The organism is Pseudoflavitalea sp. G-6-1-2, from assembly GCF_012927185.1.
In the GTDB taxonomy this organism is placed as follows: domain Bacteria; phylum Bacteroidota; class Bacteroidia; order Chitinophagales; family Chitinophagaceae; genus Pseudobacter.
Genome location: NZ_JABBGB010000003.1, coordinates 1,191,342 through 1,204,725, shown reverse-complemented (window position 1 = coordinate 1,204,725; position 13,384 = coordinate 1,191,342). Strand labels below are relative to the sequence as shown.

General features: G+C 46.3%; 17 protein-coding genes. 5 read left to right on the top strand and 12 right to left on the bottom strand.

Annotated elements, in window-relative coordinates:
* Positions 1-75 precede the first annotated feature (75 nt).
* Positions 76-708 (bottom strand): WbqC family protein, encoded by a 633-nt coding sequence (locus tag HHL16_RS22300; RefSeq protein WP_169427546.1) that lies wholly within the window; start codon positions 706-708, stop codon positions 76-78.
* Positions 709-1,003: 295 nt separating this feature from the next.
* Here HHL16_RS22300 and HHL16_RS22295 point away from each other — a divergent pair, with 295 nt between their 5' ends.
* The 3 genes from HHL16_RS22295 to HHL16_RS22285 all read left to right on the top strand — a co-directional run bounded on the left by HHL16_RS22295 (position 1,004) and on the right by HHL16_RS22285 (position 3,788).
* Entirely contained in the window at positions 1,004-1,456 is a 453-nt protein-coding gene (locus tag HHL16_RS22295; protein WP_169427545.1) for an LEA type 2 family protein, read from the top strand.
* Between the two features lie 1,138 nt (positions 1,457-2,594).
* Positions 2,595-3,149: a DUF4303 domain-containing protein gene (locus tag HHL16_RS22290; protein ID WP_169427544.1), complete on the top strand. Its 555-nt coding sequence runs from the start codon at positions 2,595-2,597 to the stop codon at positions 3,147-3,149.
* 12 nt (positions 3,150-3,161) lie between these two features.
* Positions 3,162-3,788 (top strand): hypothetical protein, encoded by a 627-nt coding sequence (locus tag HHL16_RS22285; RefSeq protein WP_169427543.1) that lies wholly within the window; start codon positions 3,162-3,164, stop codon positions 3,786-3,788.
* Between the two features lie 103 nt (positions 3,789-3,891).
* Here the strand turns inward: HHL16_RS22285 and HHL16_RS22280 are convergent, their stop codons facing one another.
* Both HHL16_RS22280 and pyrE read right to left on the bottom strand, forming a co-directional pair.
* The gene (locus tag HHL16_RS22280; RefSeq protein ID WP_169427542.1) at positions 3,892-4,248 is read right to left on the bottom strand and encodes a heavy-metal-associated domain-containing protein; all 357 of its coding nucleotides are present in this window, start codon (positions 4,246-4,248) and stop codon (positions 3,892-3,894) included.
* A 27-nt stretch (positions 4,249-4,275) separates the two neighbouring features.
* The gene (pyrE, locus tag HHL16_RS22275) at positions 4,276-4,911 is read right to left on the bottom strand and encodes an orotate phosphoribosyltransferase (protein ID WP_169427541.1); all 636 of its coding nucleotides are present in this window, start codon (positions 4,909-4,911) and stop codon (positions 4,276-4,278) included.
* Between the two features lie 64 nt (positions 4,912-4,975).
* On the opposite strand from pyrE, the gene HHL16_RS22270 reads away from it, so the two are divergent.
* The gene (locus HHL16_RS22270; RefSeq protein ID WP_169427540.1) at positions 4,976-5,596 is read left to right on the top strand and encodes an NUDIX hydrolase; all 621 of its coding nucleotides are present in this window, start codon (positions 4,976-4,978) and stop codon (positions 5,594-5,596) included.
* On the opposite strand, the gene HHL16_RS22265 is transcribed toward HHL16_RS22270, so the two are convergent.
* The 8 genes from HHL16_RS22265 to prfB form a co-directional block, all read right to left on the bottom strand.
* Entirely contained in the window at positions 5,597-6,022 is a 426-nt protein-coding gene (locus HHL16_RS22265) for a hotdog fold thioesterase (RefSeq protein ID WP_169427539.1), read from the bottom strand. It abuts the gene before it with no gap.
* A gap of 5 nt (positions 6,023-6,027) precedes the next feature.
* Positions 6,028-6,513, bottom strand: coding sequence for a pantetheine-phosphate adenylyltransferase (gene coaD / locus HHL16_RS22260; RefSeq protein WP_169427538.1), 486 nt, complete (start codon positions 6,511-6,513; stop codon positions 6,028-6,030).
* 29 nt (positions 6,514-6,542) lie between these two features.
* A complete protein-coding gene (locus HHL16_RS22255; protein ID WP_169427537.1) occupies positions 6,543-7,481 on the bottom strand; it encodes an aspartate carbamoyltransferase catalytic subunit in 939 nt (312 codons plus the stop codon).
* A gap of 47 nt (positions 7,482-7,528) precedes the next feature.
* Positions 7,529-8,050, bottom strand: coding sequence for a bifunctional pyr operon transcriptional regulator/uracil phosphoribosyltransferase PyrR (gene pyrR / locus HHL16_RS22250; RefSeq protein WP_169427536.1), 522 nt, complete (start codon positions 8,048-8,050; stop codon positions 7,529-7,531).
* A gap of 132 nt (positions 8,051-8,182) precedes the next feature.
* Positions 8,183-8,761 carry a porin family protein gene (locus tag HHL16_RS22245; protein ID WP_169427535.1) on the bottom strand — a complete coding sequence of 193 codons (579 nt, stop codon included), beginning with the start codon at positions 8,759-8,761 and terminating at the stop codon, positions 8,183-8,185.
* Between the two features lie 63 nt (positions 8,762-8,824).
* Positions 8,825-8,962, bottom strand: coding sequence for a hypothetical protein (locus tag HHL16_RS22240; protein WP_169427534.1), 138 nt, complete (start codon positions 8,960-8,962; stop codon positions 8,825-8,827).
* 229 nt (positions 8,963-9,191) lie between these two features.
* Positions 9,192-10,823, bottom strand: coding sequence for an L-glutamate gamma-semialdehyde dehydrogenase (pruA, locus tag HHL16_RS22235; protein WP_169427533.1), 1,632 nt, complete (start codon positions 10,821-10,823; stop codon positions 9,192-9,194).
* Between the two features lie 31 nt (positions 10,824-10,854).
* A protein-coding gene (gene prfB, locus HHL16_RS22230) for a peptide chain release factor 2 (RefSeq protein ID WP_169427532.1) occupies positions 10,855-11,953 on the bottom strand; the annotation gives its coding sequence in 2 pieces (ribosomal slippage) (positions 10,855-11,904 and positions 11,906-11,953; 1,098 coding nt in all).
* Between the two features lie 74 nt (positions 11,954-12,027).
* Between prfB and HHL16_RS22225 the strand changes: the two genes are divergently transcribed.
* Positions 12,028-12,870: a dienelactone hydrolase family protein gene (locus tag HHL16_RS22225; protein WP_169427531.1), complete on the top strand. Its 843-nt coding sequence runs from the start codon at positions 12,028-12,030 to the stop codon at positions 12,868-12,870.
* An 80-nt stretch (positions 12,871-12,950) separates the two neighbouring features.
* Here HHL16_RS22225 and HHL16_RS22220 read toward each other — a convergent pair whose 3' ends face one another.
* Positions 12,951-13,373 carry a hypothetical protein gene (locus HHL16_RS22220; protein WP_169427530.1) on the bottom strand — a complete coding sequence of 141 codons (423 nt, stop codon included), beginning with the start codon at positions 13,371-13,373 and terminating at the stop codon, positions 12,951-12,953.
* Positions 13,374-13,384: the final 11 nt, after the last annotated feature.

The following is a 13,384-nucleotide window of genomic DNA, read 5'->3' as shown; positions in this document are numbered from 1 at the left end:
GACCCGGCTCTACACTAAATATATTGATTATTTGCCATACTACCTGTAGTCGGATATTTCACCAACCCCGGTTTTTCACAGCTGTTTTTGTGCCTTCATCAGCAGCGACCGGGCATTTTTTCCTTCGCAGAAAATGAGGTCGAGAACGGAGCAATTGGGTACAAATCCATGTCGGTCTTCGAAGACCTGATTGTACTTCACGGGGTTCGGAAAATCCTGATTGAGGGTTTGCACCCGGATCCGGTTCCGGAGGTCGAGCCACTCTGCGGGATCATATTCCTCCTGATAGCTTTCGGTGATTTCCGTAGTAAATGTACCACCGGTTTTCTTCACCGACCATTCCCAGCAGGCCAGGTTCCAATCCATCAGCCATTCAAATTTTTTCTCATATAAAGCAAGCAGCTCGTGCTCGAAAAACTGGAACCAGGGGGAGCGGTTATAGCAGCTCTTGAGGGTCTTGAAATGTTGGGATTGCCAGTCGGCATTATTGGCGATGCGGACATCCTTCATCGGTCGTCTTTGTTCCCGGCCATCGATCAGGGGAACACTCAGCATGATCTCACCGTTGCCACCAAGCACCACCGCCCGGTTGCGAAAACTCACTTTCTGATAGCGATCATATGCATCAAAAACAATATGTGTGAAATCTGTAGAAATCTGGTGTAAGATAACCGGTGTAAAATACTGACAATCAATTATTAACTTCATCTTTGTTTCATTTTGCAATATTCTGTGGAATCTTGAAAGAAAAAAGGGTAAATGCATTCATTTTTTCTACTTTTTTCTTTTGATTTAAATCATCATTATTCCACATAATTGCATTTATAAATAGCTACTTACAATTAAATTTGAATACTAAATTTAGTAGTTGGCTGTTTTTCAGCGTTCTGCCATTTCTGCACTGTATTTTTCTAAAGGAATTAGCAAACAAAATCTTAAATGTACAACCGTTTTTTGGCAGAAAAAATTAATCCCCTACTTTGTGCTCCATAAAATCTCCCGCATGAAAAAAACGCCCTGGTGGCTCCTGCTCCCACTCCTCTGGTTGGGATGGTCAGGATGTGCAAAACCTACTTCTTTAGATTATCTCGGAATCCGTAATGTGAAGGTGCTGAGCATGGGCTGGAAGGAATCGACGGTGGCAGTTGACGTGGAATATTTCAATCCGAACCGCTACCCGCTGACCATGAAAAAAGCGGAAGTGAACGTTTTCGTGAACGACAAATACCTCGGAAAATCCACATTCGACAGCACCCTGAAAATTCCCAAACAGGATACTTTTCTGGTGCCGGTGAAGCTGACGATCGACATGGCAACGGTGGGAATCGGCTTTCTTCAAAACCTCAGTTCCGAGGAAGTGCTGCTCCGTTTGGAGGGAAATGCGAAGATTGGACGCAGCGGAATTTTCATCAATTACCCGATCAATTACACCCGGAAACAGAAGCTCAGTTTTTGATTTTTTGCTCCTGTTTCACACATAATTTTCCGGCGGACAACCGCCGGATTTTTTTTGCCCGGAGGCCCCGTTTTCAAAAACCAGGGGTCGGTCTACGGATAGGATCCGCTTCCATTCCGATCTGGAAAAGGCATCGGCGATGCCGGAATTTTCACTCAAAAGCATGGTGTTTTTTTGTGCCACACAGCCAGGAAAGCTCCCGGAAAAATGGGCCCATCAGGTCGAAAAAACTGCTCGGATTTTGGGGTGCTGTCGGTAGATACTCCCACACATGATAAAAATTAACTGTGCAAGATTGTCCATCTTTTTTGAAAACGATGTTGAAAAACCAGAAGGAAATTGCTGTCGCCAAATCATATTATTTCGGGGAATTAAGGAGAAATCAGGCAATGGGATTGGCAGATTCTTAGACATTTTTCTGTCGGGTTGATAGATCAGTCATACCGGTCAGATCCAAAATATCTCCTGCTCAACGGGTAATTTTCAGCTGCCGGAAATCATAAATCCGGCAAATGGGCATAGCCCGACTCTTACGGAGATTTTCATTTTATATGTCAAACTGGCAATAATTATTCGTTTTGGAGGCGTTTTTTCAGCGAAGAAATTTGAAAAAAAAGTCATAAAACTGCCCCGTTTTTAGCAGATTTTTGCCTTTTCCATCCGGTAGAATTGATCCATTTTTCCGGAAAATCCGGGAATTGAACCACCACATTTTGGACCGGATTTCTGAAGAATCAGTGTTCGGAATCTTCAAAATTTCTGAGTATTTCAACAGAAAAATGACTCTGTTTTATTGCCAGAATTCCCTCAATCCACGATCTGCTCCTTTCTTTTACCGTTCCGTAATTCCGGAAAACCAGCGTTATTTTCCCGTTTCTTAAGCGACTAAAACAAGTCTTTTTTCGTGGTATTTTTGGTTCGCGAAGGCGCCATCCATTATTTTTTTTGCTAATAATTCTCAGAAAATTTGAAGCCTGTCTGCCAGCTTCCTGCTCTGTTTTTTCGCTTTTTTGCCCTGCAATCATCCCCTCAATTTTCCCAGGAACACTCCTGATTTGACTCTAATTTTTACTGGCTCCGATCAATTTTACCTGTTCTCAGGGAGTACTTCTCCTGCATCATTGGGCTATTTTTGAGCATGAATTCAGCACAGGCTGCTCTTGAAAACCTCCTCATTCCGGCTATCCGGAGCACCCTCGATCTGGTGAAATCCACCTATCCTAAGCACCATTTTTATTACTTTGCTCTTACCACAACCGGGGAAATTCTAACACCCGGACATAGTTTCTGGAGCACAGAACTCCTTGAAAAAGCAGCCATAGAGGCTGCCGAAAAACAGGGTTCCGACCCTGCGGAAATGTGCAATCTGCTCCGGTTCAGCTATGCCGATTCTCCGCTATTTTACATCGGAGAACCATTCTTTGGACCGGTTAACGAGTGGTTCCTTCATCGCCCGGGCATCGACGAACTCTGTGAAAAAGCGTGGGAAGAAGAAGCTGATCTCCGGCTCGGCGCTATGATCAATTCCCTCCAAAAGCTGATCGACGCCGGCGATTTTGGTACCGGCAAAATGCGGGAGCTTTGGTTTCTGAACGTAGAAATCAACCCGCCGGATGGCTCCAATTACGACCGCGCCCTCCAGCTGAACTCCCCTTCAAAAGTGGAAGAATGGCTGCAGCTGGGAGGCGAATAAATAAAGAAAACAATGAATGCTAACAAACAGGCACCCGATCATCTCGCTCCATTTTCAGTGTATGATAACCCGGATTATTTCAATAAAATGCATGCAATAGAATGGAGAGCGCAACTGCAATCTTCCCACGGAGGACGTCTCTTCCGCATCCTATATTATAATGAACTCTATAACTGGCCGGTAAAAGACACCCCTCAGCACCGCGAATTTCATGAGAAAAACTACGGAAAACATTTCGCAGGACTGATTGCGGGATCAGACTTCGCCCCCGAACTTATCTACGCAGTAGATATTGTTTCAGGCGAAAAGATCCTGCTTTTCGATGGCTGCGTGCATGGCTACAACAACCTATTCTGTGATGAATGGTTAACGGAAGAAACCAATAAAAGAGTAGCAGATAAAGTTTATCGCGACAGTGCCGGCAATGAGGTATTCGAGATCGTACCGGTAGCTTTTTTCAATATCGATTATGAAGAAGAGCAGGCAACGATGAAGGATACACAGGGCGATATTCGCCTTCTCAATGGCGAAAAAGTAACGCTGGATTGGTTGCAGCGAAATGGATTCGATGCTTTCGGCATCAACGCATATTCTGCAAAGGGAGGGTTTGTATCTGTTCACAGTGCAGAACTGGCCTGAGTTGCGTAGCACAACTATGAAAGCCGCTACCAGCATACATTACAGACAATCCTTGAAATAAAAAAGCCGCTCCCCTGGAGCGGCTTCAAAACTTTTACCTCAACTACTGGCCTCCGCCGTCTTCCGGCTTCTTACAGCATTTTGGCAATTTCTTATAGGCTTCCGCTTCGGCCTTGATATCATCGGCATCGTATCCGATATTGGCGATAGCGGTTCTGATATTGTCTTCGTTATTGCGATCAGTAATATACGTTACCTTGGTAACCTTCTTTCTGAAATCAACATTCACTTTCTGAACACCTTCTTCGCGAAGCAGGTATTTTTCAATGCGGTTCTTGCACATTTCGCATTGTACGGTCGGGGTTTTGATGGTCATTGTCTGTACACCTTTCTTCGCCTGGGCAAAACCCATCGAAGCGATGCCCATAACAGCCACCAACAGTAACAGGAGTTTCTTCATATAGAATTCGATTTAACCCAAATGTACTTATTTCCCTTGCCAGTTCGCAGGGTCTTCGCGCCATTTTAACAAAATGCCTTCCTCATCTTTCGATACCATTCCTTTCTCGATGGCCAGTTCAATCAGAGTGGGATAATCTGTGAGCGAGCGGTATGCGATGCCTGCTTCTGCAAACTTCTGATCCGCAACAGGAAAGCCATAAGTGAAGATGCTTATCATACCTACAATGTTCAATCCGGCTCCTTTCAGTACATCCACTACCTGCATGCTGCTTTTGGCGGTAGATACGAGGTCTTCAACCACCACCACTTTTTGTCCGGGTGTGTAATACCCTTCGATCTGATTGCCCAGCCCGTGCTCTTTGGGTTTTGGACGAACATAGATATAAGGAAGTTTCAGCTGATCAGCCGCCATTGCGCCCCATGGAATGCCCGCTGTTGCTACACCGGCCAGCAGTTCGCCATCAGGGAACTCCTCAAAAATCACATTGCTCATCTCAGATTTTACAAATTCGCGGATATACGGAAAGCTCAGCGCTTTACGGTTATCGCAATAAATAGGGCTCTTCCATCCTGATGCCCATGTAAATGGTTGATCAAGATTTAATTTAATAGCATTAATTTGTAATAACTTTTCAGCTACTGCTTTTTTGTTCGGTGCCATAATGTTGATTTATTCCTGGTTGCGGCGAAATTGACCATTGAAAAGGGAAAAAGGAAAATTATTTATGCACATTACCATCTACTTCAACGACAAACCATTATTTCTCACCGATACCATCACCGATGAAATTGCTCCCTATGCCCATCACGATGATGCGGTGTTTATGGATGAGCTCTCCGCTCCCGGTGTAAACTCCATGATCCACGAAATGAATCAGGAAAAAATTCATGCCGGCATCTATTTTCATGATGATATCGAACAGCTGAAACATGCTTTCTGGAGAAAATTCATACTGGTACAGGCGGCGGGCGGCCTTGTTCAGAACCCCGACAATCATGTGCTGATGATGTTCCGCCGCGGCAAATGGGACCTTCCCAAAGGCAAGATGGATCCCGGTGAAACGCCCGCACAGAGCGCATTACGGGAAGTTGAAGAAGAAACCGGCATAAAAGCAACGCTGGGAGAACAACTCGTTACCACTTATCATACCTATAATGATAGCGGCCATCATATTCTGAAAGAAACCTTCTGGTTCAGGATGAATGCTACTGCCGGTCAGGCGCTGGTACCTCAGACAGAAGAACAGATCACCGAACTGGTATGGGCTGATGCGAAAGCATTGAAAGAGTATATGAAGAACACTTTCCCTTCAGTGAAAGAAGTGATCTCGAAAGCGGGATTGTAATTATTTCTTTGGAAGAACAGCCACCGTAAGTCTGCTGATGCAAACCAATTTCTCCTGCTGGTCGTGGATCTTGATATCCCATACCTGCGTGGACCTTCCGAGATGGATAGGTGTTGCAGTGCCGGTCACCAATCCTTCGCGTACGCTGCGGATATGATTGGCATTGATCTCCAGCCCTACACAAATGAATTGGGTATCGTCCATCACCAGCGCAGCGCCGATGCTGCCCAGTGTTTCTGCCAGAACGCAGCTGGCGCCGCCATGCAGAATGCCATAAGGCTGATTGGTACGATGATCCACCGGCATGGTGGCTTTGAGAAAATCAGGACCAAGCTCCGTGAATTCAATCCCCAGATACTCCGCCATATTGTTGCTGCGGAGATGGTGAATATCGCTCAATGTGAGGTCTTTCCTGAACCAGATCATACCGATTACTTTTTAAGCGTGGGTTTGGGAAGGCTGTTGGCCACTTCCTTAGGCAGAAACTGCATTACATCACCTCCGTTCTTCAGTACATCGCGTACGAGTGTGGATGCTACTGATGTGTATTGCGGCAGACAGGTGAGAAATACTGTTTCGATATGCTGATCGAGGCTGCGGTTCATATCCGCGATGGCCTTCTCATATTCAAAATCGTTTACGTAGCGGATACCACGCACTATGAATTGCGCTCCTACTTGCTGACAGGCAGTAACGGTGAGGCCTTCGTACACAATGGCGCTTACTCTCGGATCGTCTTTGTAGATCTCTCTGATCCAGGCCACACGCTGTTCTTCGGAGAACATGGGAACTTTGTTGATATTGCGGCCGATGCCGATCACCAGTTTATCGAATAACGGCAATGCACGATTGATAATATCTAGGTGACCGATGGTAATAGGATCGAAGGTTCCGGGAAATAGCGCAATTCTTTGCATATCGATGCAATTAAAGTTTCAGTTTATGATCAGGCATTGGCCACATCTCTTCCACCGGAAAGCAGATAGAGCGCTGCCATACGAACAGCTACGCCATTTTCTACCTGGTTGAGGATGATGGATTGCCCGCTGTCTGCCACATCACTGTCCAGCTCCACGCCACGGTTGATTGGTCCGGGGTGCATGATCACTACTTCTTTATTGAGGCTTTCGAGCAGTCTTCTGCTGATGCCATAAGCCAGGTTGTATTCTCTCAGTGAAGAGAAAAGCACCTGGTTCTGACGCTCCAGCTGGATGCGCAGCACGTTGGCCACATCGCACCACTGCAGCGCTTTGCGTACATCGTATTCCACGCGTACATCGAAGGCCTGCTGGATATGTTTGGGGATGAGTGTGGGCGGACCAGCCACCATTACTTCGGCACCCATTTTTTTGAGAAGGTACATATTGCTCATCGCTACGCGCGAGTGCATGATATCTCCGATGATGGCCACTTTCAGCCCTTCGAGTTTGCCGAGTCTTTCGCGCATGGAAAAGGCATCGAGCAATCCTTGTGTGGGATGCTCATTGATACCGTCGCCGGCGTTGATGATGGCTGCAGGAATATGTTTGCTGAGAAAGTGGGGCGCTCCGGTGGCACTGTGACGCATCACTACCATATCTACTTTCATAGACAGGATATTGTTGACGGTGTCTAACAATGTTTCTCCTTTTGAAACGGATGATCCGGAAGCGGTGAAATTAATGGTATCGGCGCTGAGCCTTTTTTCGGCCAGCTCGAAGGATATTCTTGTACGGGTGGAATTCTCGTAGAACAGATTTACTATTGTCACATCCCGCAGGGAAGGCACCTTTTTGATAGGTCGCTGGAGTACTTCCTTGAATTCTGTGGCTGTGTCCAATAAAATCTGAATATCCTCACGCGTGAGATCTCTGATACCGAGCAGATGTTTTACAGAAAGTCGCATTTCAGGCAGCGAAGTTAGGGTAAAAAACAATACAGCCCATCAGTTGGTCAGATGAGGCCTACTTCATCCTTTCCATCTTTCTCTTTCCAGAACACTTTCACTTTCTGGGAGATAATGGTATCGATGGATCTTCCTACATAGTCTGCCTGAATGGGCAGCTCACGTCCGAAGCGGCGGTCTACGAGTATGCAGAGCTCCACTTTGGCCGGCCGGCCGAAATCGAGCAGGGCATCCAGTGCAGCACGGATGGTGCGGCCCGTGTAGAGCACATCATCTACCAGCACTACATTTTTATTCTCGATGCTGAAAGGAATATCGGTATGATTGGGTACATGCAGTTCCGTACGAACATCATCGCGGTAGAACGTGATATCGAGTTTGCCGTACTGCACGGTATTGGGAGGAACCAGCTGCCGGATCTCCTGCACTACCCTGTCGCTCACATACACGCCGCGCGGTTGAATGCCGATCAGTACAGTATTTTCCAGATTGGTATGATTCTCCAGAATCTGGTGACTTAATCTTTTAATGGTGATGGCCAGTTGCTGTTCGTTCAATACAGTTTTCAAACAGGAAAATTTTTATAAAAATAGGCTGAAAGGATGAATTAAGACGAAAAAAGAACCGGCGAAACCTGCGAACTGCACCTTTCGGTACAGTGGCTGGTTTCGCCGGCATATTCAATTATTAAACTGCTTTACTTATTTGAGTTTGCCCAGTTGATAGAACAGGCCAATCTGGAGTACACGGTTGTATCTTTTGAGATCATTGTTTTCATCCAGTTTGGAAAGTCCGAAAATGTAACGTGCATCGATACCAAGCGGAGATTTAGGGAATTTATATCCTGCACCAAGTCCTAACCCAAGATCGAATTTCTTGCGGTCGTTTTTAATATCCTTTGTAACACTCCCTAACTTATTCTTGGCACTAAGCAGAAAGCCGAATTGCGGACCTGCCTGCGCATAAAATCCTTCAGCGATTTCATACTGGAACATTACAGGGATGTTCAGGTAATTCAATCTGGTTTTGGAATCATCCCCAATGTAATCGAAGGTTACACCCTGAAGAGAATACACCAGTTCTGGCTGGATGCTCAGTTTATCTGCAAGACTGAAATTACCATACAAACCTCCGTGGAAAGCAATACGGGCTTTGTTATTGTGCACATCTTTACCGCCAATGTTCGCAACGTTCAGACCTGCCTTTGCACCAAATGTTGACTGAGCTTTGGCCGCTGCAAATGTTCCTGCAAATGCAAGCAGCAAAAAAATCCTTTTCATGTTTCTTCTTGTTTTGTTTATTGATTAACACGCAAATCGACCGGACTTCAACTTTCGGAACAACTACATGAATATGCTATAGTTCCTCTTTTTGTTTACATCCGGTAAAATCGCCTGCAAACATATATTGCGATCTGCATTGATGCAATGATCGCCGATCACCCACCAGAAATATTCATGCCAGATTTTCAATTCTGCCATAATTAATTTTGCTTCAACACTGCTACCACGCTGCATTTCAAGTAGTCATACTATTTTTTAACCATTGCCGCAACGACGAACCCATTATTTTATTTTGTATTTATTTTTAACAATTCAGCATGTTTTTCTGTCGCATTCAAACGTGTGCGGGATCGTGAATTAATCACAATGCATGCAATAAAAAAGGCGCTCACAGGGAGCGCCTCTATATAACTTTTATTGTTTGCGGCTATGCCTCGTTCATGAAAGGATAACGGTAATCAACCGGTGGGTTGAAAGTTTCCTTGATGGTACGTGCGCTCAACCAGCGGTAGAGGTTCAGGATAGATCCTGCTTTATCGTTGGTACCCGATGCTCTTGCACCACCGAATGGCTGCTGACCTACAACTGCACCTGTTGGTTTATCGTTGATGTAGAAGTTGCCTGCTGCGTTGCGAAGCTTGTTGGTAGCCAGTTCCACTGCATTTCTATCCTGCGCGAGAATAGAGCCGGTGAGTGCATATGGAGAAGTGGTATCCACCAGTTCAATGGCTTCTTCAAATTTCTCAGCATCGTATACGTGGATGGTGAGCACTGGTCCGAAGATCTCTTCGCACATGGTTACATATTTAGGATCCTTTGCTTCGATCACAGTTGGTTGGATGTACCAGCCCTTGCTCTTATCGCAATTGCCACCAACGAGGATGCTTGCATTGGGATCGTTCTTCGCATTATCGATATAAGACTTGATCTTATCGAAGCTCTTCTCATCGATCACCGCATTGATGAAGTTGGTGAAGTCTTCTACCGTACCCATTTTGAAGCTGTTCACTCCTTCTACCAGCAGTTTTTTCACTTCTTCTGCGATGTTGGATGGAATGTATGCGCGTGATGCTGCAGAACATTTTTGTCCCTGGTATTCGAATGCACCACGGAGCAGAGCTGTTGCCACTACTTCGGGAATGGCGCTCTTATGTGCCAGCACAAAATCTTTACCGCCTGTTTCACCTACGATGCGTGGATAAGAACGGTACTTGCTCATGTTCTTTCCGATGGTCTCCCACATATTGTTGAATACGCCGGTAGAACCAGTGAAGTGAACACCTGCAAAGTCGCGGTGCGCAAAACATACGCTGCCGAGTGTAGGTCCATCTACATAAACGAGGTTGATTACACCATCGGGCAGGCCTGCTTCTTTGAGAATGCGCATGAACATCTGCGCTGCAAATACCTGTGTATTGGCGGGTTTCCAAACCACTACGTTGCCGCACATGGCTGCAGAAGTAGGCAGGTTGCCACCGATAGCGGTGAAGTTGAAAGGTGTTACAGCGAGTACAAAACCTTCCAGTGCACGGAACTCAAGACGGTTGTGAATACCGGGAGAGCTCACAGGTTGCTGACGATAGATCTCGCTGAGGTAATGCACATTGAAGCGAAGGAAATCGATGATCTCGCAGGCGCTGTCGATCTCAGCCTGGTAAGCATTCTTGCTTTGGCCGAGCATGGTAGTACCGTTCATGTAAGGGCGGTACTTAGTAGCGATCAGATCAGCGGCTTTGAGGAAAATATTAGCGCGGTTTTCCCAGCTGAGGTTGCTCCAGCTTTCGCGTGCAGCGAGGGCTGCATCGATAGCCTGGCTTACATGCGAAGCATCGCCTGCGTGGAAAACACCGAGTGTATGGGCTATTTCGTGAGGTGGACGGAGTGTAACGGTTTTGCCTGTACGCACTTCCTGCCCACCGATATACATGGGAATATCGGCCTGTGTATTTTTCAGCTCTGCCAAAACTTCTTTCAAACGTTTCTTTTCCGGTGATCCGGGGGCATAATTTAATACCGGCTCATTCGCTGGCACAGGGTATGAAAAATATCCAAGATTCATGTTCTTATAATTTTATGGTGATCGTTAGGTATTAGCTGTTTGCCTGTTCTTCTTTTTCGTTCATCAGATAGGCTTTGATGAATCCGTCCAGTTCTCCGTCCATAACGGGCTGTACGTTCCCTACTTCAAAGTCTGTACGATGGTCTTTGATCATTTTGTAAGGATGGAAAACGTAGCTTCTGATCTGGCTGCCCCACTCGATCTTTTTCTTGTTGGCATTGGCAGCGTTTTTCAGCGCTTCGCGCTTGCGCATTTCCTCTTCGTAGAGGCGGCTTTTCAGCATCTGCAAAGCCATCTCCCTGTTCTCACCCTGTGTACGTGCTTTCTGGCACTCCACAATGATACCGCTGGGGATGTGCTTGAGTCGCACAGCTGTTTCCACTTTGTTTACGTTCTGACCTCCCTTACCTCCTGAACGATAGAATTCCCATTCGAGATCTGCGGGGCTTACTGCCACTTCGATGCTGTCGTCCACTAACGGATATACGTACACAGAAGCGAAGCTGGTATGCCTGCGGGCATTGCTGTCGAATGGCGAGATGCGCACGAGGCGGTGAACGCCGCTTTCGGCTTTCAGAAAGCCGTAGGCAAACGGACCGTCGAACTGAAGGGTAGCGCTTTTGATGCCGGCGCTGTCTCCATCCTGCCAGTCGAGTTCAGTAACAGACCATCCCTGCTTTTCGCCATACATGCGGTACATGCGGGCGAGCATTTCGGCCCAGTCCTGACTCTCCGTTCCACCCGCGCCGCTGTTGATCTGCAGCACGCCGGGCAATTCATCTTCCGGTTGATTAAGGGTGCTTTTGAACTCAGCTTCTTCGAGTTGCTGGATGCTTGCGTCATAAGCAAGTTTGGTTTCTTCTTCAGAAGCCTCTCCTGCTTTCCAGAAATCGAAGAGAACGGCGAAGTCTTCTACCGAAGTTTCGGTATTCTCGAACAACTTCACCCAGTATTCGTTCAGCTTGGTGTTTTTAAGGATCTCTGTGGCACGCTTGTTATCGTCCCAGAATCCGGGGGAAAGCGACAATTGTTTGTCCTGGTTTATCTTATCACGTCTGTTATCGACGTCAAAGAAACCTCCTCAGGACAACAACACGGTCCCTCATAGCCTTGATTTGTTCTTGTGTCATAGGGGCGCAAGGTACAAAAAAACGGATGTATTGATCACTTTTTCCGATCTTCAGTCTTCACAATCAACCACATCATGAAAATCTACGTTTTACTGCTGGCAGCTGCCGGTTTTACGGTTAGTTGCAACAATGCCGATCCTAAAAAAGAAGGTGAATCCGGTACTCCGGCAACCACCGTTACTACTCCAGATATTAAGGAAGAAGTAGTAACCTATACAGATAAAGGTGATACCCTTACCGGGTTCATTGCATGGGATGCGGCGGTGAATAAAAAACGCCCTGCCGTCTTAATTGTTCACGAGTGGTGGGGCCTTACCGACTACTCAAAATTCCGTGCACGCGAACTGGCCAAACTGGGTTACGTTGCGATGGCACTCGATATGTACGGCAAAGGAAAAATAGCAGAAGATCCTAAGACGGCATTGGAGTATGCCATGCCCTGGTATCAGGATCCTGTGGCAGCACAGCGTCGCATAGAAGCCGCTGCCAGCCTGATTAAGCAGAATGCCAACACAGACAGCAGCCAGCTGGTGGCCATCGGATATTGCTTCGGCGGATCGATGGTTTTGAATGCAGCAAAACTCGGCTCGAACTTCAAAGGAGTAGTTGGTTTTCATGCCGGACTCGAAGGCAGTGTAGTACCGCAAAAAGGACTTACCAAAGCAAATATACTGGTGTGCAATGGAGAAGCAGATACCTATGTTCCGGCAAAGGATATTGAGGTATTCAAAAAGCAACTCGATTCGGTTGGAGCGCCGTATACTTTTAAAAATTATCCGGGCGCATTGCATGCATTCAGCAATCCTGCGGCAACGGAATTGGGGAAGAAATTCAATATGCAGATTGCGTATAACGGAGCAGCGGATACTGCTTCGTGGAAGGATATGCAGGACTTTTTCAAGACGGTTCTGAAGTAAAAAAGGACAATATTTGAATAGAGTTTGGCCCCTGCTGTTGCGGGGGCTTTTGCATTAAGAAAGTTGAAGAGTTGAGATGATCAGGAAGCTGCTTGTGTTTCCTCCGGAATAGTTATGGCATTGCGCAAAGTTTTGTAACGGAACAGAACGATACTCGCAAAGCCCATCACGGCACAACTCATTACCAGCAGGGTTTTGTAAGGTCTGTAACTCCAGCCATCGAGCCAGGTTAACGAATACAAAAGAATTATACCCATCAGTACCATCCATTTGTATTTTACCTGCATTTTTATATTCCAGAGAAGATTAAGAATGAACACAGCAATGGCAAAGAGCCAATAGAATCCGAAATAGATATAAAGCCCCCAGCCTATATCTCCTTTTCCACCGGCTGTTAATTCTGTGAAGTGATTATACAGCAATGAATGAGTTCCAATTGCAAGCAGCCATTGCAGCAGGCTTACGAATAATGCTCTGAATAAGTTTAACAGGAAGGTTGTCATTTCCGGCAGGA